Source organism: Neorickettsia helminthoeca str. Oregon, from assembly GCF_000632985.1.
Taxonomy (GTDB): domain Bacteria; phylum Pseudomonadota; class Alphaproteobacteria; order Rickettsiales; family Anaplasmataceae; genus Neorickettsia; species Neorickettsia helminthoeca.
The window spans coordinates 831,094-852,388 of sequence record NZ_CP007481.1 but is presented as its reverse complement, the minus strand read 5'-3'; the positions used below and the strand labels follow the sequence as shown (position 1 = coordinate 852,388).

Sequence of the window (21,295 nt, the reverse complement as noted above, 5' to 3'; positions counted from 1 at the left end):
GTAGTGGATGTGAATAAATTGTATATATACACGAGTGATTTGATTGTTTGAGTGACATTTCGTTACTGAAGTCTCTCTGGGAAGATAAAAGAGATATGTCTTAGTTTGTAGAGGAAGTTCCAGAAGCGAATCACATCTTATAATGTTCGGAGTAGCATTTATTTGTTGCTCGGGAATATGGGGCATATTGCTTTATAAGGACGTTTGCGGTCTATAGAGCAGAATATGTTTTTCCAAATTAATGTCGACTTCGTTTTCATAGGGATTTCTTTAGTATTTGGTGATACAATTAAGCGGTCTAAGCTTTGCGTGATATGAAAAAATTTACAGTACCTTGTCAATTCGGCAACCAGACATCTCCGTTTACAATATACATTGGTTCTCCGAAAAGGGATACTCATCCGATTTATAATCAAGCAAACTGGCTCTCCAAAGAGAGGGGTGGAACGGTTCCGCAGACGGTGATGGATAGTCTCTCGAAGCTCAGAGAGCTTGCTGAGGAAAATAATGTTTCATTCGAGGATCTATGCGTGTACGCACTCAAAATCGCTGAGTGTCAAGAGACCCAAAACTCTGAGAAAGGAAACGCATCTGAGGAGTAAAGTGGCTTATCTCGAACCTCAGGTCTAGAGCTGCTAGTAAGGCTGGTACATATTTTTTCGTGCTGTCTATATCCTGTTTCGGAGCAACGCGGGTGCTCTGTCCATGCTGGATATACATGGCAGGACTCTAATCTTCCATGAATTTCTTTTTGAATTGCCGTAGTGTGTTTCTCTCCAAAAATGTTGCGATCTCTTCACGGTCTGCCATTGCCATGCTTATACCTCCGGAAATGATTGCATCAATGATCTTGTAATCACTATTTTTTCCTATAATGAGGTAGGCTATTTTTAATGTGCTACCTGCGCTACTTCCATCTTTTTCGAGAATCGTGTGAACCAGATACCTCTCCTTACTCAGGTCCTCTTGACGGGTAGCCTTGTAGGATTTGAGTTCAGTAGTCAGGAGTTTTGCATATTTTTTCGAAACGGTATCCTCGTAGTACTTGGTGAATGATTGTACTTCTTCTGGTGAAAGTAATTTTATTTTGTTTCCCAATACGAACTTCACAACTGTCTGGAAATCAATATTCTCTTTCATCAGTGCGCCCATTTTCTCGAGTTTCTTGGATTTTGGAATGTCAGCTTTATTGAGCGAATAGACATCCTCATGGAGAAGGCTAATAAATTCAAGTGGTGAGCGATAATTATTATTCGACAATGAAGTCACAGGACACAGTGTCAGTAATAGGTATACTAGGAACGTGAAGTTGTAGTTAAAAATTCGTAGCATTGATCGAGAGAGTGCGTAGTTTTGCATAAGGGTCAATATTATTTTCGAAGACTATAGAGCGGTACTTTATTCCACGTGCGATTTTGTCGCAGTTGTACATGATAAAGATTATGGATCTGTTTGGCACTAGCAAATTAAGTGGATTTGTAAGTATTTCAAGAATCGCAGCGAAGCTGTTCCTGAGCGACGTGGCACCCAGCAAAGGAACAATCAGGAATGGACCGCTCTTAATACCATACAGCGCTAAAGTTTGTTTATAGGAGCTGGGTCTTTTTTCTAGCCCGATAGTCCCAGCTATGTCAAAAGTGCCGAATATACCAAGCGTCGAATTAATAAAAAAGCGCCATAGTTCCCTAACAGAATTCTCTGGATGCCCTTGTAGTAAATGATTAATGGCCATACTGGGTTCCGAAAGGTTGTCCATGATATTAAATAAAGCTTGTTTTACTGGTTTCACAGTACTTTTGTTGTCGAAGGGTCTACTTCGACTGGTGACTTTGAAAAGTTTCTTATTCGCAGATTGCTGCAACTTGGCAATCAGAGAGCAATTTATTTTAAACATCTTCCGGTTAAATCCCTCCAGGGGGTCGTACACCTTTACAGCCCTTACAACCGAAGATTCGGAGAGATCAAATACGGAATCAAAGGACTCACTTGTCTCACCTAGGCAGGCAAACGGGAAAACATAAAAAAGCAATAATGAGATTATTAGCGCTCTACTTCCGGACTTAAAGAACTTAGATTGCATGTTCTTCTATATAGCTGCGGATCAGTTTCAGATCTTCCCAGGCTAGTCTCTTCTGGGCGGGCTGCCTAAGCAAGTACGATGGATGAAAAGTAACCATGGTAGTGATTGCTTCTTTTATAAAATCGTTTTTGTACTGATGGAATCTATTACGCATCTGAGATACCCTGTCTTGGCTGTTCAGAACAGATGAGGCTGCTGTGGATCCAAGTAACACTATAAGCTTAGGTGATACCAAGCGTATGTGATGCTCCAAAAAGGGTCTACAAGCTTCTATTTCTTCGGGTAGTGGGCGCCTATTGCCTGGAGGCCTCCAGAAAATCGTGTTTGTGATGTAGACCTTTTTTCTGTCTAGATCTATAGCCTGGAGCATTTTATCCAATAGGTTTCCGCTCCTGCCACGAAAGGGGATACCGAGTTTATCCTCTTGTTCACCTGGGGCTTCTCCGATTAACATGATTCCTGAATCTGGGTTACCGTCACAGAAGACGGTATTCGTTGCACCTTCCTTGAGCGAGCACCCATCGAAAGAAAGTACTAATTCCCTTAGCTCGCCAAGTGTCGATACCTGTTCTAGTTTTTTTGCTAGCTCTGCGCTCATCTGGTTACCAGGACGTGCTCCTTTACTTTGTCCCTCGCCCAACCACTGGACTTCCTTCTCTGTAGAAAAAGGCGCACAGTCTCCTTTCGGAGGTTTCCTCAGGAATTCTATTCCAACCTTGTTGTAGAACCTCAGCAATGTGAAAAGTTCATTTAGAGACATGCACACAATCCACATGGGCCAATGCCATTTGATTACGAAGAAGGTTCTTTGTCAATAGATAAAGTAGTAAAGTAGTTGTACGACTCAAAATAAGATACTTTTTGCGTGTCCATAGTGGTAGATGACAGGTATATTATCATAGCTGCAGATCCCAGGTGATCCGTATATGACTCCTCTTACGGAAGCATTCTTTGCACATTCCATATCGATTATACTATCTCCAATGAAAGTAACGTCATTCTCTGAAGGAGAAATACCGCTGCCTGAAAGAGCATATAAAAGCGGTTTTGCCGAAGGTTTATCTTGATCCGTATCTCCCGAACCCACGGCTACGTCGAAATTGTTTGTTAAACCGAGGGCTTCTATTTCTTTTCTTAGGAGTTCCCCAGATTTATTACTCACTATACCAGTGAATATCCCATTCTCATTGATATAGTCCAATAACTCAACGAAACCAGGAAAGATCCTAATATCCTGTATACTTTGTATGCTTTCATGTCTAAGATAATTGTTAAAGACTTCATTTGCATACTCCCAGTCTCCCCCAAATGACTGTTTGAAGAATTCCGCTCTACCTGCTGTGTTTATATAATCTTCGACTATCGGCTTATTTAGTTGCTTTAACGCCTTGTTGAGTGCGTTCAACACCACACTTCGAGTATCAACAACGGTATTATCCCAATCAAATAATATAGCTTTTGGTGTTTGTTGTGGTGTCTTCAGTTTTGGTTCTCGTTTCATTTGGTGTACAGAGCTGTTTATCTACATATTCGTTGAACAATTTCTCCAGCATCCTAGTTATGACACCTATTTCACCATACTTTATTAAAGATTTTCCTACTTTATGTATTCCGCGTATAAAAATCCCTGAAGCTGTTGCAAAGACCTCATTTGCGTCAAGCAATTCTTCGATTGTGAAGACTTGTTCACATACCTGTAGGTTTTCAGCAATGGCGATCTGAATTACTCTGTGCCTAGTCACACCACTCAGTATAGAGCTATTCACGGGGTGTGTGATGACTCTATTACGCTTATCCACAATGAAAATATTACAACTTGAGCCTTCCGTTACTATCTTACCTTCTGGTTTGGTATCATACAGTATTGCCTCACTTGCTCCTGCGTCGAATGCAGCTTTTTTAGCAAGAACATTCGCGAGAATAGACGTGGATTTTATATCTCTGTACGCCCAGCGACAGTCTTCAACAAGGAAACCAGCCATTCCCTCCTGTATCCTGGGTGGCCTAACGAATTGCTGTAGCATCACAAGAACTGTGGGCCGGACTTTTTCATGTAAAATGTGATTTCTCTCGGCTACACCTCTGCTTATCTGTATGTAGAGCTTATAATCCTTCTTGGCTCCGTTGAGAGAAAGAAGCCTATTCACTATTTGTCCTAACTCATCAGTGTAGAAAATCCAGGGAAGCTCAATTGATATCTTCTCGCATGAATCACGTAGACGAGCGATATGCAGATCAAAGTCTATCGGGACACCATGAATCACTGGTGTAACCTCATATATACTATCCCCGAAAGTAAAGCCACGATCGTTGACACTTATTTTGGCTTCTTCGACTGGCACATACTCACTGTTCAGATAAACGATCTGCTTCACGTCTTCTCGACCCGGTAAAACACCCGAGATTCTACCATGGCGCAACGTTACCATCAATGAAGATTCTCAAGAGATCATCAGGACTAGCTAAACTATAACGAATATGAATAACGAATATGAAAAATATTCGTCAAATCATTTTCTTAAAGATATTTTTTTTATCTATGCAGAGGTGCTTTATAGCAGCAAAGATGTGCAGCACTATCAAGCAACCCAGTGAGTATACAAGAACCTGGTGCATCTTATGTGCGGAACCAGCGATGTAGGGGTCGACCGGTATCAGCGCTGGGAGTCTGAAACAGTTGAACCACGACACCTCTCTTCCTGAGCTATAAGACATCACGTACCCAGATATTACGGCTCCAATGGTCGTAACGTACAGTAATACATGTGCTGCTTGCATCGCAATCGACTCTATCTTCGAAAATTGATCCCCAGGTAGTTTCGAAAATAGACGGACAAATATCCTTACTATCATCAGTACACCGATGGTGATTCCTATAGCTTTGTGCTGGTTATAGACAGCAAATTTCACTGGTGGAACCATGTAATGAGTCATCAGAAAACCGACGACTATCATCGCAATAATTGCAAAACCTAGGACCCAGTGCATGACTCTCATGCTTATGCTATATTTCTCCGGAGCGGACATCTGAGATCTAGTTATCTCCTATCGGTGATAGATTATAGTGGAGGATAGCGCATATTTCAAGTACGTCCCATTCTTCTTAGAGGTGTCGCCAATCGTCATTAGATGTTCTTGGTCTGTTGTCTAGCAGATTGTAAAAACCGCGACTAACTAGAGAGGAAACTAAAAGTTGTGACAAAGCTCACTTAATCTTATTTTTTCCTTCTCAAACTCTTCTAGGGCGTTTTGTATAGTGCGCTTTGTTGAATCAGAAGCGTTGACCAAAGGGTGTCTAACATTATGTGTGATACATTTATTCACGCAGCTAAGTGCGTATTTTAGTGGACCAGGATTGGTTTCACAGAATATGGATTTGGCAAGTGGAAAAATCGCTTTATGCAGGGCTTTCATCCTTTCATACTGACCACTTCTGATTGCATTTTCCAAGGCGAGCATTTCACTCGGTATCAGATTGCTTACGGCAGATATAACGCCATCCCCTCCGTGAAGCCTATGTGCAGCATATTGTGTATCATTCCCCATCAAGATTGGCACACGCTCATTTGCCGCTTTCAAGATGGTAGGGCATTCGAGGTTGCCGGATGCATCCTTGATAGCGACTACACCTGGCAAATCCATGATCCTCAACATCGTGCTATTTTCTATGTTTACACCACACCTATGAGGTATATTGTAGACGATGATGTTCGCTTTAGTTTTTTCAGTGATCGCTCTATAGTGCTCGAAAATCCCCTCCTGTTGCGGTAGAACATAGTAAGGTGTAGAAATCAAAAATGCTGATACACTACGCTCTTTGAGCGACACTATCTCTTCGATGACCTTACTTGTTGCACAATGAGGCACTCCGACTATCAAAGGAACTCTCTCCTTAACTACATCTACAGCGCAGTCTATCAGGGCGAGGTACTCCGAATGAGAGAGTAACTGTGATTCACCCGTAGATCCAGCAACCACGATTCCATGTATTCCGTTACCAATCTGCGACTCAACTAGTATCCTGAAACCTTCGTAATCAACTTGCTCTCGCTTAAAGGGTGTGACTACAGCGGTAAAGACACCCTCAAAAGTCCGCTCCGACGCCATAATAGAACTGATCAAAACCAAAACCCGTGCACCCGGTAATGATAATAATTTTCATCTTTTAAAACAAGTCCTTTCAGCGAGTGACATAGGGCTTTTGTGGTCTACTATGCACCTATGAAAGTATCTAAAGAATTGTTTGTGGCAAATTATCTTTTATCGGATTCTGCTTCAAGTTGTTTCGAGATTTTTTCTGATGTAGAATGGATGAGTTTGGTGTCTTATCCAAGAGTAGGTACGAGTCTTATGAAAGTTATAGGGTCCTTAAAGTCAGCGAAAAAGCGTGATGCTCGTAATTCGTATGTCGCCAAGAGGGGAAAACGTGTCTACGTCTACAACAGGAGAAATCCTCGTTGTAATGTCAGGCAGGGCTCAAAATAGCCCTTCAGGTGTAATTTTATAGGCATCCAATCTTCTTTTGGATTTCCGTTTAGTCCGAAACATGCTATTGGATTTTTTTTTGGCTCCTCTTGTTTACGCAGCTCTTGCAGCCTTCGTTGCATTTTTCGTGTCGCCGGTGCAGTACGTGAAGGTTGTCAGACAAGATACTGCTAGATCTTATTCTTCAATATTCCGAGAAACCTGGTATAGGGATGATTGCTTAAGGATTTTCTTTGGGGGTGCAGCACCTTATGTTGTTATGAATTTCCTTTCCAATCTTTCCTTTGGCCTGAGTGATATGGTATCGGAGCGTGTACTGCCACTTGGTTACGGTATTCTCACTGGTATTTTCTTCAGAGCTCTCCTTGGTGGAGCAATTGAAACCTTGATGACTGTCTACCCAGAAGTGCGGGAAATAGTCAGAAATAAAAGGGAACTTGCTTCCGGTGATGGTAAGGTGAGTAGTGTGCTTTTTCCGTCTTTCTTGAGAAACTCAGTTGCATGGTTAGGTTCCACTTCAGCGTATGAGATCTCCACAAGGTTTCACTTGGAATCCGGGGTGTCGATTTTGTTATCCGTTTGCATGGGCTTGATCTTCGCTATTGTCTCGATTCCATTTGATGTGCTAGTTACTCAAAGCTGTGCTGCGAGGGAAGAACTCACTTTACTCAATAGAGTGCTTCGCATAATGAGGGATTCAAAAAACAAATTCTTATTGGGAAGTGTGATTAGGGTATTGCAGATTGTCATTTTTACAGCTGTCACTGTGTCTACGATGTTTTTCATACGTTACCTTGGTATTTGAGTTCAGAATTTAGTATATAGTATGTTCTGGCAACTTTATGATGTCCTCCTTAGTGGAGTATTTTTCGGTTCTTTTGCTGCGGTAGCTGCTGTGCTTATGTCCCCGTTGCAGTTCCTGAAGGTAATTAAACAACAAACAGGGGAATCATATAGCAAGATTGCTACGGATACATTCCGCACTGAAGGTGTTGCGGCTTTTTTCAGAGGTGCGCTTCCCTATGCGATAATGAACTTTTTGAGTTCCATGTCTTTTGGTATCTCTGAGGTGATTGCTGATAATCTGCTGAAATTTTTTGTACATTCTACGCTTTTTGCCGTATTTTTTCGTTCTGTTTTTGGCGGCTGTTGTGAGACTCTATGTTCGCTGCCGTCAGAGATGCGTGAAATTAGCCGTAATAAAGGTTCATTGATGGAAAGTAGAGCCACTTTTGGAAGCGTAATGCTTCCCATCCTTTTTCGGAATATGATTTTCTGGTCCGCCTCAGTAACTTCCTATGAAATTTCAGTTGCTTATCACTTTAATCTCCTTTGCACTACATTTACAGGATTCTCTTTTGGGGTTTTGGCTGCATTTCTTTCGATACCGCTCGATGTGGTAGCTACAAGAGACTGTGGTGCACTGACGAATCGTGGAATTTTTGGTCATCTGACAGCAATTCTTTCCGGTGAGGAAAGGATTAATTATCTTTTGCGTGGTACCTCCATCAGAATAGTTCAGGTGGCAATGTTTACACTCGTGACGGTCCTTACAATGTTCTTGTTTGAGGCCGTTTTCATTATGTGATGCACTGAGTTCCAGTACTTGTGTAGTGTGGATATTTGTGGTTTGTATTCCAGTGCGGTATATTTGAGTTGTCTTAACACAGTGGAAAAGTAGTCCGGTATTGAAATGCATTCTGACTTCTCATTGATATCCCTCATTCTGCACTCTGATCTTGTTGTGAAATGCGTGATGTTGTCACTTCTTTTTGCCTCCATTTTTTCTTGGCGGATAATTTTTAAGAAGGTGTTTCTATTGAGGTCCTGTATGAAGAAGGTTGCAACCTTCCAAGGGATACTGTGTACTACTAATGGTCTGTCTACGTTGCGTGATAGTTTGATAGGAGATCAGACACCAATTGGTGAGGCATTGATGATTTTCATGGCTAGAGCTGAGCTTTTAATAGGACGGGAGAAGCAAGGGTTCGAACGAAAATTGCAAACCGTCATGAGCCTGGAAATCGCAAAAATTTCATCACGCTTTGAGAAGGGCTCAGATTTCCTTGCGACCACTGCTGGTGTTGCTCCCTTTGTGGGTCTGTTTGGGACAGTCTGGGGAATAATGCGTAGTTTCCAAGCAATAGGGACACTCAACTCCGTCGCGCTCACTGTCGTCGCCCCATCAATAGGGGAAGCTCTTTTGGCGACTGCAGTCGGCCTCTTTGTAGCTATACCGGCGTTGATTTTTTACAATTATACATCAGCGCGTACAGCCCAGATTACACAGGACCTCGAGAACTTAATGTGGGAAATTATAACGACTCTCGATGCTGAAAATGAAGATTAGACGTAGTAAAGTAATCAGTGAAATCAACGTTACACCGATGGTCGATGTAATGTTGGTTCTGTTAGTTGTTTTCATGATTACGGCGCCAATGCTCGTACCTGGTATTGAGATAAATGTTCCAATTGTGCAGTCTGGGTCTGTGAATAACTTGGAAAATATTGAGGTCGTTCTGAATATTACTAAAAACGGGTCGATCTATATCAACGATACACAGGTCAATCTCAGAGATCTTAAAGGCAAAATACTGCAGAAATCTGATGATTCAGGAATCCGTCTCTTTATACGGGGGGATAGGAGCGCTCCTTATGAGAGGATAGTAAAAGTACTTGCCTACCTCAAGGAGTCTGGATTCAAACATATAGCGCTGGTCACAGAAAATCGAAAGATATGACTTGTTGTCGAGTGAGTAGATGTTTCTTCGTTCTGATACGTCTTGGATTTTGTAGCTTCAGTAGTGTTGATCCTTCTCTCCATTGTAACATTTGGACCTAGTATGCAGATTCTATGATCAGAGATCTTCATATATCAGGAAATTTTCATCTGGACTTCTCCTTTTTTCTGTCACTGCTACTTCATCTGCTTGTTCTTGTTCCCCTGTCCTTTTCCGGGAAGATTAACCTACAGAAGCTCGCTGATACTAGCACTTTCATTGTGCTTGACTCCATACAAATCACTGATGTGACAAACCTTAAGCTCAGGGATACTTCAGCAGGTATCAGCGATCGAGTAGATAAAAAGGCGGAGAAAAAATTTGCTACAGTTACGGTTCCTGATGATAGTAAGACCAACGATCTAGTAGTGCCAGATAATGATTCGCGCGTGGAGGTTGAGGGCCAAGATGGACCAGCTTTACCGATTAAAAGATCGAAAAGTAAGCCAGTAAAGAGTATAAAAATACGTAAACCTATTTCGAGTCAGCAGTTAAAGGAGGATGATGAATTAGCGGGTTTGCTTCAATCCCTGGACGAAAAAACTACGGCTGGCAGCGTACAAAATGACGGTGAAAAATCAGGTGCTATAGGAAAGGGAAAGGTGGAATATGATCCAAGGAAAGGTATAGGAATTGATGTAGTGAGTTCTATAAGGAGTCGTTTTATAAATTGTTGGCGTGTACCGATCGCTGCCATGGATGTCGATAATGTTATAGTCACCGTTAATATGCGTCTAGGGCAAGGTGGTGAGCTAATCTCTGCGGAAATAGTAGATGATGAGAAATATAATGAGAATCCATTTATGAGAGTACTGGCAGATAGCGCACTCAGAGCTGTGTACCTATGTACACCGATGGAAAATCTACCAAAGGATCAATTTGAGGCTTGGAGAGATATGCAATTGCGGTTCAATGTCGCTGATATGCTATAATATGTAAGACCGGCCAAGTTACTTCTAGGTACGTCTTTTCCAGCAAGAAAGTAAATCACGCGTGTACGATCTTTTACCGGGAAATGGGCCAAGCGGAGTTGTATAACACCCTCTGCATACAAGGCGACTCACTGCACACGACACAGACCCATCTAAAACATGGGCTCTATGCCGTACATCGAGCAATACATGGATAGCAGATTACGTAGTCAATTCCTGTAAACAGAAACCCTCTTTCCAGTCTATTATATCAATTGCTTGTTTTGCCTTGCGCTTGCAATCGTTTAGACTGCTTCCTTTCACCACAAGATTTAAGACACGTCCACCATTGGATAGCATGTTACCATTCTCATCGTATTTTATGCCCGCATTGAAAATCTGCAACCCATCAACAGCGTTGATTGCCCTTTCAAGGTTATCGCCATTAATGTGGTAACCGGTCTTATAGTCTACAGGATAACCCTGTGTCGCCAATACAACGGATAGTGATACGTCATCACTAAATGATATGGATGCGCGATCAAGCTCTCCTCCAACTGTCTTGAACATTAGATCAAGGAGATCACCCTCCAATCTAGATAGAATAGCTTGCGTTTCGGGATCACCGAAACGCACATTGTATTCGAGGAGTTTCGGTCCGGAGTTGGTAAGCATGAGTCCGGCGAAAAGCACACCTTTATATCGAATATTGATAGAAGACAAAGCACTAATTGTTGGATATATGATCCTTCCCAGAATTTCTTGCTCCACCTTGGTGGAAATTGGCGCTGGTGAATATGCTCCCATTCCGCCAGTATTATACGTCTTTCCTTGATGGGTCACTTGTTTATGGTCCCTTGCGTAACCGATTGGTAAAACAGTTTGTCCATCGACCAGGACAAAGTAACTGAGCTCCTCTCCTTGTAGGAATTCCTCTACTATTATGTTCTTACTGGCGGCCCCAAACATTCCGTTAAGCATTGCTTCTCCAACTTGTAATGCCTCATCCATAGTCCCGCACATCACTACGCCTTTTCCGGATGCAAGGCCATTCGCTTTTATCACTACTGGGAAATCTCCGATACTCTCGATCTGTTTCCTCAAATTGTTCGGTGATGAACAAAAAGCATACCTTGCAGTCGGTGTACCTTGCATCTCCGCTATCTCTTTGGCAAAAAATTTAGATGATTCGAGTTTCGCAGCATTCTTCGTTGGACCGAATACAGCAACACCTTCTGCTGTCAGTGCATCAGTAATACCATTCTCTAGATATCGCTCCTGACCTACAACCACCAGATCTATTTCCTCTGACTTGCAAATAGATGAAAGATATAAGTGATTGGTAGGATCAGCCTTTATGTGCTCCGCGAATCGGCTGAATTCGGGATTTGTCGTGTAAATTTTGCCAAGCAAAGGGGAATCCTTGATCTTTGAAATCAGAGCGTGCTCTCTACCACCATTTCCTACAACGAGAACTTTCTTTAGTTGCATTGTCAGACTATAATCAACAGTCGTATTCTAATCCCTTATCGCATAAATGAGAAGAAAGATTTGCGACTTTTTGCTTCTTTTACTATGTTCGCTCTTGGTTGTTTCTGGTTGCACTCCGGGGAAAGTCAAAGGAATAAGTGAAAAAGGTAAGCAAGCAAGTGAATTGTCAGTCTATAATGATGCCGTATCCGCTCTAAAACAAGGTAAATTAAAAATTTCCAAGGCATTGTTTAGGGAACTTTCTGATGTTTCACCGTTTTCCCCACTTGGAGAAAAGGCGAAATGTTTCTACACGGAGCTCCTATACGATGGAAAGGATTTCGCAGCTGCAGCTGGCAGCGCTGATGAGTACATTCTAAACTATCCCGTTGGTAAGGATCTGGATTATATGCTCAGCATCAAGGGTAATGCATATTTCAGGATGTTGAGGAATTTTGCCAACAGTACGGAGTTCCTTGATAGAGCCAAAGATACTTTCAAGGAGTTGATAAGGAGATTTCCAGGTTCCAAATATGTATCGGATGCGCGGGAAAAATTGCGTGAGATCGATGAGATACTAGCTGAAAAGATTTTCTCCATAGGAATGTTCTATTTTAAAGAAATGAACTATCACGCTGCTATAAGTAGATTCACTGAGCTGATCAACGGTTACCCTAAGACAAAGTGCTACTCAGAGGCTCTGTCTAAGAGAAGGGAAGCTTACAAGGCGCTAGGTATAGATATCACTTCATCGCAGTTCACTTTCGTGTATTAGTGGATGCGTGGCGTAGTTTTCTGTGTTTGGTGGATCAAGTGTTTATGTTCGGTAGGCCGGTGGCACATCTCTCCATTTTTATACTTATCTAGGTTGCAATGAATGAGGTGTCGCTTCTTAAATCATATGGGAGGCTTCGCGGACGCAATTTCGATATTACGAAGCTTGCGGATCTAGAAAAATTCTCGGTTCGCCCTGAGATACTTGGAAACTCGAATAAAGAAATTGTGTTGGAAATAGGCTTTGGTTATGGTGAACACCTAATACAGCGAGCCCTCGAGGCACCTGATAAAATCTTCATTGGGTCTGAGGTCTATGAAAACGGTATATGTAAGCTTCTAGGAGAGATTAAAAATAGAGGATTGTCGAATGTCTTTATATGGAGCCTTGATGTCCGGATCTTGTTGCAAAGATTAAAAAAACAGATTTTTAATACCGTGTACATCTTATTTCCTGATCCCTGGCCCAAGAAGAGGCATAACAAACGCAGAATTGTGAACAGACCTTTTCTAGGATTATTGCTAGAGAATCTTCATCCTTCTGGTGAGCTGATTGTGGCTACTGATAATAAAGACTATGCTGAGCAGATACACTGTACTGCTATGCAAGTCTTTTCTGAAGTTGAGTTTATTGCTATCCCAGGCGATATCACACGCTATGCATCCAAGGCAACTGAAAAACTAATTGCTTATAGAATAAGTAAGCCAATTACTTGAGTATTTACGTGGACAAGTGATTTCTATTGAGGAGGTGTCCGCAGCATATTTCCACTGTGTGGATGTAGAAGAGAGTCATTGCGATAACGGTGCCCTGTTGGACTCAAGGAATATAATGAAAATGCAAAATGTCGATAAGTATAGATCTTCATAAACCAGTCCTTCTTGGTGAGGTATTGAAAGCGCTATCTCCTAAGGATGGCGGTATTTACGTAGATGCGACTTTCGGTGCTGGAGGATATACTAGAGCCATCCTGAGTAGTGCTGATTGTTTTGTCTATGCAATCGACCAGGATGAGACGGTTGAAAAACTATTCAAGGAGGTCCAAAGTGACTTTGTGGGTCGCACTGAGTTTTTCAATACGAATTTCAGCGAGATGAGCACTCTACTTGGTGATATTAAAGTGGATGGTTTAGTATTCGATATCGGTGTATCTACCATGCAATTAAAAGTTCCTGATAGAGGTTTTTCCTTCCTGAATGAAGGACCGCTTGATATGCGCATGAGTAATAAAATAAATCTGACAGCTGAGACCATAGTAAACAGTTATACTGAGAAAAGGATCGCTGATATCATCTACCAATTCGGTGAGGAGAGACTATCAAGAAAAATCGCACGCGCAATCGTAAATTCGAGGCATAAGAGGAGGATTGTCACAACAACTGAGCTTGCAGAAATCGTCCTGTCATGTTTTCCCAGACGCTACTACAAGATAAATCCAGCAACGAAAACGTTCCAGGCACTTAGAATATTCATAAATAACGAATTGGAAGCACTTGCGTTAGGTTTACAAGCTGCACTGGGAATGCTTAAAGTAGGTGGTAGGGTGATAGTTGTGAGCTTCCACTCATTAGAAGATAGAATAGTCAAATGTCTATTTAAGCAGGTACACAAAAATGGTTTCAACATAGTGACCAAGAAGGTAGTCACGCCAAATATGGAGGAAGTAAAAAATAACCCAAGTGCGCGTTCAGCGAGAATGAGGGTGATTGAGAGAATATAAAACGAAGAGTTCCAGACATGAATAAGATATATAGGCGCATAGCCAGAAGGTTGATCCTGATCTTATCTATTTTGGTTCTTTTACTATTGTTTCTGATGTTTAGAAGTAAATTCTACGTGCAGGATTTATCTGGAGAACTCTCATCTCTAGCGATGAATGTAGCAATGCTTGAGTTGGAAGTGCGTCTTCTGGAAGCGGAGTTTGCCTACCTTACGACAAGTAGTCGCATAGAAGGGCTCATGAGTAGACATCTTAGGATGGAGCATATAACCCCTGGAGCTATAGTTGATGCGACCGTACTCTATGCAGAAGACTAAAACGGATGCAAGGGTATCCAGGTGAGGTGACAGGACTTTAGATAAGGATCACTTTCTGCAAGAATTGTTAAGTGGGTATTGTAATCAGGAATATGGAATCTGAAATTGTCTCTTTGATCCTTGAAAAGCTGTCCAAGCACAAGGGCGATGACATAAAAGTTTACGGCGGTAGGGGAATGACAGGTTGTATGATAGTTGCGTCATCGGAATCTCATAAACAGGTGAAAGTCTTGGCGAATTTCATCGTGGACTTGATCAGAGAGCATGGATTTTTCTGTAAGCTTGAGGGTTATGATTCAGCTAATTGGATACTTATTGATATGGGTGAAGTAATGGTCCACCTATTCAAGAATGATGTCAGGGAATATTACGAAGTAGATAAACTATGGAGCTAGATAAATTAGAGGCTTTAATAGGAATACGATTCAAGAATAAGACGCTGCTGATTGAGTCATTGACCCATCCTAGTATGGAAGTCAACTTTTCTTATGAAAGATTGGAATTTCTCGGAGATGCAGTGCTGGATATGGTAATTGCATCTATCCTGTATGAGCTTTTTCCGAATGATCCAGAGGGAAGTCTCTCCAATCGACAGAGTTCTTTAGTGTGTAGGGACACACTTGCGATGATTGCGCGCAAAATAGATTTGGGAAAGTACATCTTCTTTTCAAGTTCTGAAGAGTTGTGTGGCGGACGCGAAAAAGTAAGTAACCTCGAAAACGCATTGGAAGCCCTGATAGGTGCAATTTTTCTGGATTCTGGAATCGATACAGCAACGCGCTTCATAAAGGAATATTGGTATGATCTAGCGGTCAAATCGAGCCCCACTGCTGCAAACCCTAAAAGTATCCTGCAGGAGCTTCTACAGGCCAGAGGAATGGAGCCTCCTACGTACAAGGTTATTGGAAGAACAGGACCAGATCATCAGCCTATTTTTGAGGTAGAAGTCCGTGTCGATAGTAAAGTTGAGAAAGCCTTCGGTACAAGTAAAAAGGCAAGTGAAGAAAACGCAGCCAGAGCAATGATCAAAAGACTAGCCCCTGATACGTAAAGAGGGAGGTCTGTTCAAAAGCTCCCTCTTTTAGTGACAACTTGTTCTAGCTGAACAGTGCTTCTAGAGGAGCCGAAATTCCGACCTTGACAGCGTGAGAAACAATAGAGCCACCCTTAATTGCCTGTTCAGAATCTGATTCCCTCATTGTAAGATCACCCAGCGGAGTATATTGGAAGGAATAGCCGAGACGCCCAGACAAAGAACCTGTCAAGGGAAAAGAAAAGGATAGGTCACCAACAGCCGTCACTTGTAATTTGGAATCTACTTTCCTATCTTCATACGGCGCTCCTTTATCAGTACCTGTAAACGTATCAAATGTGAGATATGTTGGCCCTACTCCAACCCCTGCAGTAATCCCTATATCATCAGAGATGGTAAGCTGCTTCTGTAGCTTGAACAGGCCAGAGTACATAATAGAAGATGCAAGCATATCAGCCTCTGTACCATCCTTGTCTAAAAAAAGCCCTGTCGGACGTATAACGTCTAGCTCTAAGCCTACCTCAGTGCCACCCTGTACTGGGCAATAGATTCCCACGGTACCACCGTGATTAAACGTAGTGAAGTCCTTGAACCCTTCTTGATTCGCCAAAATAGCAGATCTGTATGATAAGTTCATGTAGCTACCCAAGAAGCTTTCAGAGGTACTGTCCAGATTCGCTGCGTAGGTCGATGAACCAACTATCTGCATTAGCAAAATTGATGTATAGAATAATTTCTTCATAGTCATAAAAACAAATAAAAGGAGACGCACAAGCTCCACAAGAAGCGCATCCTATAGTTTATAAATGCGTATATCACAACTATAATGTCTATGATGGTAAAATCAATAAGAGGTCTTCCTATTGTGTTAGCTGAGTTAAGCATCTCTGAACGTTTTATGAATCAGTATGGAAATTTCGTGGCTTTATTGTGTGGCTGCTGTGCTGCTCCAAAGTTGTCTGGTGGCGCGTTGTGTATATAATTTAGTCAGGCAATAAAGGTAAGAAACTAAAAAATAATGGAAGATTATGAAAAACTAGAGAGAGTATTTACTAAAATTGATGATTTACAGAAAACTTTAGAACTTCTGGACTTCGATGTTAGACTACATGGTAGTCTTCTTGATAGCAAAGTACACCAGATCATCACATTGAAAGAGGTTATATACGATGTCGTTACTAGCGATGAGGTAGCACTTATCATTGACAGGATAAAAGCAAAATCTAATGAATTGAGCGATTGGCAATGTGTGAATTTTGGATTTATGCAGGATTTCTGCATCAGAAAAAAGAACATCCCTTTCGATCTTGTTAAGGATTTTACAGAGAAGTCGCTTGCCTGCAGAGTGTCCTATGCGGAAGCGAGAAAAGCAAGGAATTTCGAGATTGTGAAAGAGGACTTTTGGAATCTCCTGGAAGTTGTCAGGACGATAGCAGCCCTCCACGCTAAAGGTACCGATTGTGATAAATATACCGCACTCCTAAGAGCTAATCAGATTGATCCTGAACAACTAGAACAGCTATGTATAGGTGTAAGTCCACTTCTGAAGATGAAGGTCCAGAACGTTGGGGAAACTCTAAGCAGCACCAGTACTGATAGAAAGGAAATGAGGCTCAACTACAGGCGAATAATTGAAAAATTCTTTCCAAAGAATGTTGTGAGAATCGATTTTGGTGATCATTTTCACCTTCTTGGTGAGAAAAATGGAATAAAATTGATCGTACAGGAAAAAGGTGAAGCTGTTATTCCGTCATTGATGTTTCTTCTAGGGCAGGGACTTTATATGAAGAATCTTCCATATGACAAGTGGAGGGCTCAACCAATATGTAATCCAACCAGTATTGCAATGTATGCTGCTCAAGGTTTCCTATTCTCACATTTTCTTTTCGAGGAAAAAGGTTTTGCGAAAGTCTTGGGAGTACAGGAAAAACCTATATATTCAGGTTCCATCATGGGGGCAAACAAATTTGTTGCACTCACCCATCTAATGATCCGGTTCTCACTGGAAAGGTCCCTGATAAATGGTGAGGTCTCACTTGATGGTATACAAGAGCTCTTCACGGAAGATTTATCATACTACTTTAGATTGAATGATCAGTCTGCAAGTATTCTAGATAATCATCATTGGTTCTTTGGTGAATTCTGTTACTATCCATCCTATCTCAAGGGGATGATCGCAGCAGGTCAGATTTTCCACATGATGAAATCAGAGAATGCAATATATCAAAATGGTAAGCCAATGATAAAAAAATTGATCACTTGGTTAAATACCAATGTGTGCGCAAATGGAGCACGCTATTCCATGGATGAGCTCATTAATAAACTTACCGGTGAGAACCTTGATTGTAGATTTTTCAAAAAATTCGATCAGTGATTCTCATTTGCGTCCCGGATACTGCTCTCGAGGTTTTCGGTATATAGTTGCTATGTTTGGGAAAAAATTTTTTAGGGATTTCAAATTTTTTACTTTACTTTTTGTTGTTTTTGTGGGATCCTCCACGATGCTGCTGGATCTCTATACTAAGTATCTATGCGGTGCCCTGGTGGAGGACATCGTAGAAATCGAGGTTCTGCCATTCTTGAATCTTGTCGATGTGCGGAATACAGGGATGAGTTTTGGACTATTGAAAGGGTTTCAATTTTCGAATGTCTTCTTCATCTGTCTCAACGTGCCGTTGGTGGTGTTTATTTTGCTGTTCTCGTGTTGTAAGTGTGGCGTCTCACTTGAGGGATTTGCATTGGGACTCGTTCTTGGTGGTGCACTTGGTAACGTGGTCGACAGGGTTGCTTTTGGTGCAGTGCGTGATTTTATAGATCTACACGTTTTGGGGTGGCATTGGCCCGCTTTTAATCTCGCTGACGTGGCGATCTTTCTGGGTGTGATGTGTCTCCTTTACCGTGCCTGGAAAAATGAACAAAATGCTGATTAGAGGAGAATATCTAAATGCTGGAAAGTGTCATGAGGAATTTTTTATGTTGCTTTGCCCTCGGTATATTGACTCTCATTGGAAGTCCAGGATGCGCAGAGCGGTTGGAGAAAGTCCACTATACTCTGGGTAATGGCTTAAGTGTGTATCTAATCAGGGATGGCACTCTTCCTATCGTGTCGCACGTCTTGCTCTATAAAGTTGGATCGGCTAACGACCTTAAAGGTAAGTCAGGGGTAGCACATTACCTTGAACACCTAATGTTCAGGAGCTCGAAGAATATCCAGAATATCAGCAAAGAAATAGATAAACTTAATTCGGTATACAACGCTTTTACATCTGACTATCGCACGGTCTACTATGAGCTTGTAAACAAGAATAAGCTAGAAAAAGTAATGCAACTCGAAGCCGAAAGGATGGTGAATCTAGCCATCACAGATGAGGCTGTTGAGCTGGAACGTAAAATAGTCTTGGAAGAACGTAGAATGAGATTGGATAACAAACCGCTGGTGCGTCTATCTGAGGAAATGTACGCTGCATTCTACAGGAATGATACGGCTTGGAACACAATAGGTTGGGAACAAGAGATCTTGAGTTTAAATCAAGCTGATGCGCAACAGATGTATCAGAAATACTATCAACCTTCGCAAGCAGTCCTCGTCATTCTTGGAGATATAGATATCAACAAAGTAAAAGGGTGCGTGAATAAGTATTATGGGGTGATTCCCAATCTTAAAACGGGAAAGGATTCCTCTAATGTAGTTCCGCTGGAACCAGAACATCGTGCGGATATCACTGTCAAGATGCTGAATAGTATGAATGAGGAGCGTAATTTGATTTATCTCTTCGAAGCCCCGAATATCTCAGATAAGAGCCATTTTGCAACTCTTGTGGCGGCGCAGATTCTTGCTGGTGGAAAACTTAGTGTCCTTGGTACAGAGCTGACCCATAATCTCCGTCTGGCGTTGGACGTATCGGTAGACTATGATTATCTGACCAAGCGTAAAGGAATAGTCGAAATAGTTGTGACACCGCTGAGTCCAGATGTGAAATTGGAGGTTCTTGAGTCAAGTGTTTCTAGAATCCTTGCTGATGTGTTAAGAAGTGGCATAGCAAATGAGGATATTGAAGTTGCGAAGGCAATGTTAAAAGTCAGTCTAATGAAAGCTTTGGATGGTTTCAAAGCGAGAAGTATAAGTTATGTCGATGCTCTTTCCGTCGGAGCTGATTTTGATTACTTTGAGAAACTGGCTGATCAGATTGCCAGTGTGACACCGGAGCAGATCAACATTGCTATTACAAGTTTGTTGAATTCTAAGAAAGTTATAGGGTACCTGGATAAATAATATGCTCAGAAATCTTATCCTGTTTATTGCGTTTCTAGTCACGACTGGGTGTCATGCTGCTGAAGGAACTGCTTTCTTGAAGATTGATGAAATCGACAGTAAATACGGAATAAAGGCCTGGTTCGTCAGTAAGCATGAGATCCCATTGGTGTTTTATAGCTTTACTTTCAAAGGTACTGGCTACGCATATGACTCAAAAGAAAAGCTAGGAATTTCAAATTTGGCCGTGGCCGTATTGAAAGAGGGTGCTAGTGACATAAGTAGTAAGGATTTCATGAAGACCCTGGGAAAATTAGGAGGTAAAATTTCCTACGACCTAGAAAGTAACAGTCTCACGGTCACAGTCAGTGCTCCAAAGGAGAATATTAGACAGGCTGTAGAGCTTTTCTGCCAATCTGTTTCTAAGCCTAGACTTGATGAGGAAACTCTGTCTAAGGTGAAGAGTATGCAAATCGCGCAGCTCAAAAGGGAAGAAGATAATCTTTCATCTGTTGCGAGGATGGAATTCCTGAAAGTAGCATTCCCGAACTCTGGGTACTCGAATAATCCTTATGGGAAAGAATCTACCATAAACGCGATCACTGCAGAGGATATACGGAAACATGTTGTAAATACCTTCAATAGAATTAGTATGAGGGTCGCTGTCTTGGGTAACACTAGTTCTGATGAAGTTAAAGCTGTGTTAGACAATTATCTTATAGAGTTCCCGCTAACAGTAATGGAAGTAAGGAACCTTGAACAGCCTGAATTTTCTAATAAGGTAAACTGTGTCTCAATAGAGAAGAACGTTCCACAGAACATTATTTTGTTTGGGCAAAAGGGATTAAGTAGAACTGATGAGAATTTCTATAATTTAGTGGTTCTAAATCACATTTTGGGTGGTTCCGGTCTCGAGTCCATCCTGATGCGTGAAATCCGCGAAAAGAAAGGATACACGTATGGAGTATACACGAAATTGTATAATATGGGTGTCGATTTATTGCTTGGTATCGCTTCCACGAGTGGTGCCAACGCTCCTGAAGTTGCAAATAGTATCCTGATGCTTCTGAAAAATTTAAAACAGTCTGGATTGGATCTAGCGACCGTCGAAGACGCAAAAACTCAGTTGTTGGATTCCTTTATATTGGGGATGGATACTTCCGCGCATGTTCTTGCTCTGCTTGTGGGAATGCAGAAAGCTGATTTAGGGATCGATTGTATAGGGAAATACATGGCCGGTATACAGAATGTTAAGGGTGATAGCCTGAATCTCTTCATTAAGACCTTCTTAGATCCTAAATCCATGCTATTTGTGAATGTTGGCGCTCTTGCGTCTCCAGTCACAGGGGTGAAAGTTTGTCCACTGAAATAACGAATCATTGCTAAATATCTTGTCTTGATGTGCTTCAGCAACGGGCCCGTGAGGATTGCCTTGCATTGTACTATTTAAGGCTTAACTGATAGAAATGTAA

The 21,295-nt window shown here is 41.7% G+C and carries 26 protein-coding genes; 17 read left to right on the top strand and 9 right to left on the bottom strand.

Annotated elements, in window-relative coordinates; genetic code table 11:
• Positions 1 to 314 precede the first annotated feature (314 nt).
• Entirely contained in the window at positions 315 to 602 is a 288-nt protein-coding gene (locus NHE_RS04015) for a DUF2610 domain-containing protein (protein WP_038560231.1), read from the top strand.
• Between the two features lie 127 nt (positions 603 to 729).
• Here NHE_RS04015 and NHE_RS04010 read toward each other — a convergent pair whose 3' ends face one another.
• The 7 genes from NHE_RS04010 to dapA all read right to left on the bottom strand — a co-directional run bounded on the left by NHE_RS04010 (position 730) and on the right by dapA (position 6,187).
• Positions 730 to 1,269, bottom strand: coding sequence for an ABC transporter substrate-binding protein (locus tag NHE_RS04010; RefSeq protein WP_051579683.1), 540 nt, complete (start codon positions 1,267 to 1,269; stop codon positions 730 to 732).
• 46 nt (positions 1,270 to 1,315) lie between these two features.
• Positions 1,316 to 2,080: an MlaA family lipoprotein gene (locus NHE_RS04005; protein ID WP_038560228.1), complete on the bottom strand. Its 765-nt coding sequence runs from the start codon at positions 2,078 to 2,080 to the stop codon at positions 1,316 to 1,318.
• Positions 2,070 to 2,840, bottom strand: coding sequence for a uracil-DNA glycosylase (locus tag NHE_RS04000; RefSeq protein WP_038560225.1), 771 nt, complete (start codon positions 2,838 to 2,840; stop codon positions 2,070 to 2,072). The genes NHE_RS04005 and NHE_RS04000 overlap by 11 nt, the downstream gene beginning before the upstream one ends.
• Positions 2,841 to 2,924: 84 nt before the next feature.
• The gene (locus NHE_RS03995) at positions 2,925 to 3,581 is read right to left on the bottom strand and encodes an HAD family hydrolase (RefSeq protein ID WP_038560222.1); all 657 of its coding nucleotides are present in this window, start codon (positions 3,579 to 3,581) and stop codon (positions 2,925 to 2,927) included.
• Positions 3,523 to 4,509 carry an aminotransferase class IV gene (locus NHE_RS03990; protein WP_084473319.1) on the bottom strand — a complete coding sequence of 329 codons (987 nt, stop codon included), beginning with the start codon at positions 4,507 to 4,509 and terminating at the stop codon, positions 3,523 to 3,525. The genes NHE_RS03995 and NHE_RS03990 overlap by 59 nt, the downstream gene beginning before the upstream one ends.
• Positions 4,510 to 4,585: 76 nt before the next feature.
• Positions 4,586 to 5,107, bottom strand: a complete 522-nt coding sequence (locus tag NHE_RS03985) for a cytochrome b (protein WP_038560216.1) — start codon at positions 5,105 to 5,107, stop codon at positions 4,586 to 4,588.
• A 159-nt stretch (positions 5,108 to 5,266) separates the two neighbouring features.
• Complete coding sequence (dapA, locus tag NHE_RS03980) at positions 5,267 to 6,187, bottom strand: 4-hydroxy-tetrahydrodipicolinate synthase (RefSeq protein WP_038560213.1); 921 nt, start codon at positions 6,185 to 6,187, stop codon at positions 5,267 to 5,269.
• Between the two features lie 243 nt (positions 6,188 to 6,430).
• Here dapA and NHE_RS03975 point away from each other — a divergent pair, with 243 nt between their 5' ends.
• The 6 genes from NHE_RS03975 (at position 6,431) to NHE_RS03950 (ending at position 10,277) form a co-directional block, all read left to right on the top strand.
• Positions 6,431 to 6,565: a ribosomal protein bL36 gene (locus NHE_RS03975; RefSeq protein ID WP_038560783.1), complete on the top strand. Its 135-nt coding sequence runs from the start codon at positions 6,431 to 6,433 to the stop codon at positions 6,563 to 6,565.
• A 61-nt stretch (positions 6,566 to 6,626) separates the two neighbouring features.
• Complete coding sequence (locus NHE_RS03970; protein ID WP_038560210.1) at positions 6,627 to 7,370, top strand: hypothetical protein; 744 nt, start codon at positions 6,627 to 6,629, stop codon at positions 7,368 to 7,370.
• 21 nt (positions 7,371 to 7,391) lie between these two features.
• The gene (locus NHE_RS03965) at positions 7,392 to 8,153 is read left to right on the top strand and encodes an MC/SLC25 family protein (protein ID WP_038560207.1); all 762 of its coding nucleotides are present in this window, start codon (positions 7,392 to 7,394) and stop codon (positions 8,151 to 8,153) included.
• Between the two features lie 243 nt (positions 8,154 to 8,396).
• The gene (locus NHE_RS03960) at positions 8,397 to 8,915 is read left to right on the top strand and encodes a MotA/TolQ/ExbB proton channel family protein (protein WP_198014744.1); all 519 of its coding nucleotides are present in this window, start codon (positions 8,397 to 8,399) and stop codon (positions 8,913 to 8,915) included.
• On the top strand, positions 8,905 to 9,306 hold the full coding sequence (locus tag NHE_RS03955) for a biopolymer transporter ExbD (RefSeq protein ID WP_198014743.1): 402 nt from the start codon (positions 8,905 to 8,907) through the stop codon (positions 9,304 to 9,306). The genes NHE_RS03960 and NHE_RS03955 overlap by 11 nt, the downstream gene beginning before the upstream one ends.
• Positions 9,307 to 9,419: 113 nt before the next feature.
• Positions 9,420 to 10,277 (top strand): hypothetical protein, encoded by an 858-nt coding sequence (locus tag NHE_RS03950; protein WP_038560201.1) that lies wholly within the window; start codon positions 9,420 to 9,422, stop codon positions 10,275 to 10,277.
• 201 nt (positions 10,278 to 10,478) lie between these two features.
• On the opposite strand, the gene purD is transcribed toward NHE_RS03950, so the two are convergent.
• A complete protein-coding gene (gene purD, locus NHE_RS03945) occupies positions 10,479 to 11,747 on the bottom strand; it encodes a phosphoribosylamine--glycine ligase (RefSeq protein WP_038560198.1) in 1,269 nt (422 codons plus the stop codon).
• Positions 11,748 to 11,793: 46 nt separating this feature from the next.
• Here purD and bamD point away from each other — a divergent pair, with 46 nt between their 5' ends.
• From bamD to rnc, 6 genes are all read left to right on the top strand, one after another.
• Positions 11,794 to 12,501, top strand: coding sequence for an outer membrane protein assembly factor BamD (gene bamD, locus NHE_RS03940; protein WP_038560195.1), 708 nt, complete (start codon positions 11,794 to 11,796; stop codon positions 12,499 to 12,501).
• 98 nt (positions 12,502 to 12,599) lie between these two features.
• Positions 12,600 to 13,217, top strand: a complete 618-nt coding sequence (trmB, locus tag NHE_RS03935) for a tRNA (guanosine(46)-N7)-methyltransferase TrmB (protein WP_156927361.1) — start codon at positions 12,600 to 12,602, stop codon at positions 13,215 to 13,217.
• A 128-nt stretch (positions 13,218 to 13,345) separates the two neighbouring features.
• Positions 13,346 to 14,221, top strand: coding sequence for a 16S rRNA (cytosine(1402)-N(4))-methyltransferase RsmH (gene rsmH, locus NHE_RS03930; protein WP_038560192.1), 876 nt, complete (start codon positions 13,346 to 13,348; stop codon positions 14,219 to 14,221).
• Positions 14,222 to 14,316: 95 nt separating this feature from the next.
• A complete protein-coding gene (locus NHE_RS03925; RefSeq protein WP_232214980.1) occupies positions 14,317 to 14,538 on the top strand; it encodes a hypothetical protein in 222 nt (73 codons plus the stop codon).
• Between the two features lie 92 nt (positions 14,539 to 14,630).
• Positions 14,631 to 14,933: a ribosome silencing factor gene (rsfS, locus tag NHE_RS03920; RefSeq protein WP_038560774.1), complete on the top strand. Its 303-nt coding sequence runs from the start codon at positions 14,631 to 14,633 to the stop codon at positions 14,931 to 14,933.
• Positions 14,924 to 15,589 (top strand): ribonuclease III, encoded by a 666-nt coding sequence (gene rnc / locus NHE_RS03915; protein ID WP_038560187.1) that lies wholly within the window; start codon positions 14,924 to 14,926, stop codon positions 15,587 to 15,589. The genes rsfS and rnc overlap by 10 nt, the downstream gene beginning before the upstream one ends.
• Positions 15,590 to 15,635: 46 nt before the next feature.
• On the opposite strand, the gene NHE_RS03910 is transcribed toward rnc, so the two are convergent.
• Positions 15,636 to 16,343, bottom strand: coding sequence for a hypothetical protein (locus NHE_RS03910; protein ID WP_198014742.1), 708 nt, complete (start codon positions 16,341 to 16,343; stop codon positions 15,636 to 15,638).
• Between the two features lie 246 nt (positions 16,344 to 16,589).
• On the opposite strand from NHE_RS03910, the gene NHE_RS03905 reads away from it, so the two are divergent.
• From NHE_RS03905 to NHE_RS03890, 4 genes are read left to right on the top strand one after another with little or no spacing between them, the layout of a single operon-like run.
• On the top strand, positions 16,590 to 17,945 hold the full coding sequence (locus NHE_RS03905; protein ID WP_038560181.1) for a gluzincin family metallopeptidase: 1,356 nt from the start codon (positions 16,590 to 16,592) through the stop codon (positions 17,943 to 17,945).
• Positions 17,946 to 17,997: 52 nt separating this feature from the next.
• Positions 17,998 to 18,501, top strand: a complete 504-nt coding sequence (gene lspA / locus NHE_RS03900) for a signal peptidase II (protein ID WP_051579677.1) — start codon at positions 17,998 to 18,000, stop codon at positions 18,499 to 18,501.
• Between the two features lie 14 nt (positions 18,502 to 18,515).
• Positions 18,516 to 19,844 carry a M16 family metallopeptidase gene (locus NHE_RS03895; protein WP_232214979.1) on the top strand — a complete coding sequence of 443 codons (1,329 nt, stop codon included), beginning with the start codon at positions 18,516 to 18,518 and terminating at the stop codon, positions 19,842 to 19,844.
• Position 19,845: 1 nt separating this feature from the next.
• Positions 19,846 to 21,195, top strand: coding sequence for a M16 family metallopeptidase (locus NHE_RS03890; RefSeq protein WP_038560178.1), 1,350 nt, complete (start codon positions 19,846 to 19,848; stop codon positions 21,193 to 21,195).
• Positions 21,196 to 21,295 lie beyond the last annotated feature (100 nt).

Excerpts from the sequence above, each read along its gene's own strand:
- NHE_RS04015 (WP_038560231.1), top strand. The coding sequence starts at position 315 with ATGAAAAAATTTACAGTACCTTGTCAATTCGGCAACCAGACATCTCCG.
- NHE_RS04005 (WP_038560228.1), bottom strand. The coding sequence starts at position 2,080 with ATGCAATCTAAGTTCTTTAAGTCCGGAAGTAGAGCGCTAATAATCTCA.
- NHE_RS04000 (WP_038560225.1), bottom strand. The coding sequence starts at position 2,840 with ATGTCTCTAAATGAACTTTTCACATTGCTGAGGTTCTACAACAAGGTT.
- NHE_RS03995 (WP_038560222.1), bottom strand. The coding sequence starts at position 3,581 with ATGAAACGAGAACCAAAACTGAAGACACCACAACAAACACCAAAAGCT.
- NHE_RS03990 (WP_084473319.1), bottom strand. The coding sequence starts at position 4,509 with ATGGTAACGTTGCGCCATGGTAGAATCTCGGGTGTTTTACCGGGTCGA.
- NHE_RS03985 (WP_038560216.1), bottom strand. The coding sequence starts at position 5,107 with ATGTCCGCTCCGGAGAAATATAGCATAAGCATGAGAGTCATGCACTGG.
- dapA (WP_038560213.1), bottom strand. The coding sequence starts at position 6,187 with ATGGCGTCGGAGCGGACTTTTGAGGGTGTCTTTACCGCTGTAGTCACA.
- NHE_RS03975 (WP_038560783.1), top strand. The coding sequence starts at position 6,431 with ATGAAAGTTATAGGGTCCTTAAAGTCAGCGAAAAAGCGTGATGCTCGT.
- NHE_RS03970 (WP_038560210.1), top strand. The coding sequence starts at position 6,627 with ATGCTATTGGATTTTTTTTTGGCTCCTCTTGTTTACGCAGCTCTTGCA.
- NHE_RS03965 (WP_038560207.1), top strand. The coding sequence starts at position 7,392 with ATGTTCTGGCAACTTTATGATGTCCTCCTTAGTGGAGTATTTTTCGGT.
- NHE_RS03960 (WP_198014744.1), top strand. The coding sequence starts at position 8,397 with ATGAAGAAGGTTGCAACCTTCCAAGGGATACTGTGTACTACTAATGGT.
- NHE_RS03955 (WP_198014743.1), top strand. The coding sequence starts at position 8,905 with ATGAAGATTAGACGTAGTAAAGTAATCAGTGAAATCAACGTTACACCG.
- NHE_RS03950 (WP_038560201.1), top strand. The coding sequence starts at position 9,420 with ATGATCAGAGATCTTCATATATCAGGAAATTTTCATCTGGACTTCTCC.
- purD (WP_038560198.1), bottom strand. The coding sequence starts at position 11,747 with ATGCAACTAAAGAAAGTTCTCGTTGTAGGAAATGGTGGTAGAGAGCAC.
- bamD (WP_038560195.1), top strand. The coding sequence starts at position 11,794 with ATGAGAAGAAAGATTTGCGACTTTTTGCTTCTTTTACTATGTTCGCTC.
- trmB (WP_156927361.1), top strand. The coding sequence starts at position 12,600 with ATGAATGAGGTGTCGCTTCTTAAATCATATGGGAGGCTTCGCGGACGC.
- rsmH (WP_038560192.1), top strand. The coding sequence starts at position 13,346 with ATGTCGATAAGTATAGATCTTCATAAACCAGTCCTTCTTGGTGAGGTA.
- NHE_RS03925 (WP_232214980.1), top strand. The coding sequence starts at position 14,317 with ATGTTTAGAAGTAAATTCTACGTGCAGGATTTATCTGGAGAACTCTCA.
- rsfS (WP_038560774.1), top strand. The coding sequence starts at position 14,631 with ATGGAATCTGAAATTGTCTCTTTGATCCTTGAAAAGCTGTCCAAGCAC.
- rnc (WP_038560187.1), top strand. The coding sequence starts at position 14,924 with ATGGAGCTAGATAAATTAGAGGCTTTAATAGGAATACGATTCAAGAAT.
- NHE_RS03905 (WP_038560181.1), top strand. The coding sequence starts at position 16,590 with ATGGAAGATTATGAAAAACTAGAGAGAGTATTTACTAAAATTGATGAT.
- lspA (WP_051579677.1), top strand. The coding sequence starts at position 17,998 with ATGTTTGGGAAAAAATTTTTTAGGGATTTCAAATTTTTTACTTTACTT.
- NHE_RS03895 (WP_232214979.1), top strand. The coding sequence starts at position 18,516 with ATGCTGGAAAGTGTCATGAGGAATTTTTTATGTTGCTTTGCCCTCGGT.
- NHE_RS03890 (WP_038560178.1), top strand. The coding sequence starts at position 19,846 with ATGCTCAGAAATCTTATCCTGTTTATTGCGTTTCTAGTCACGACTGGG.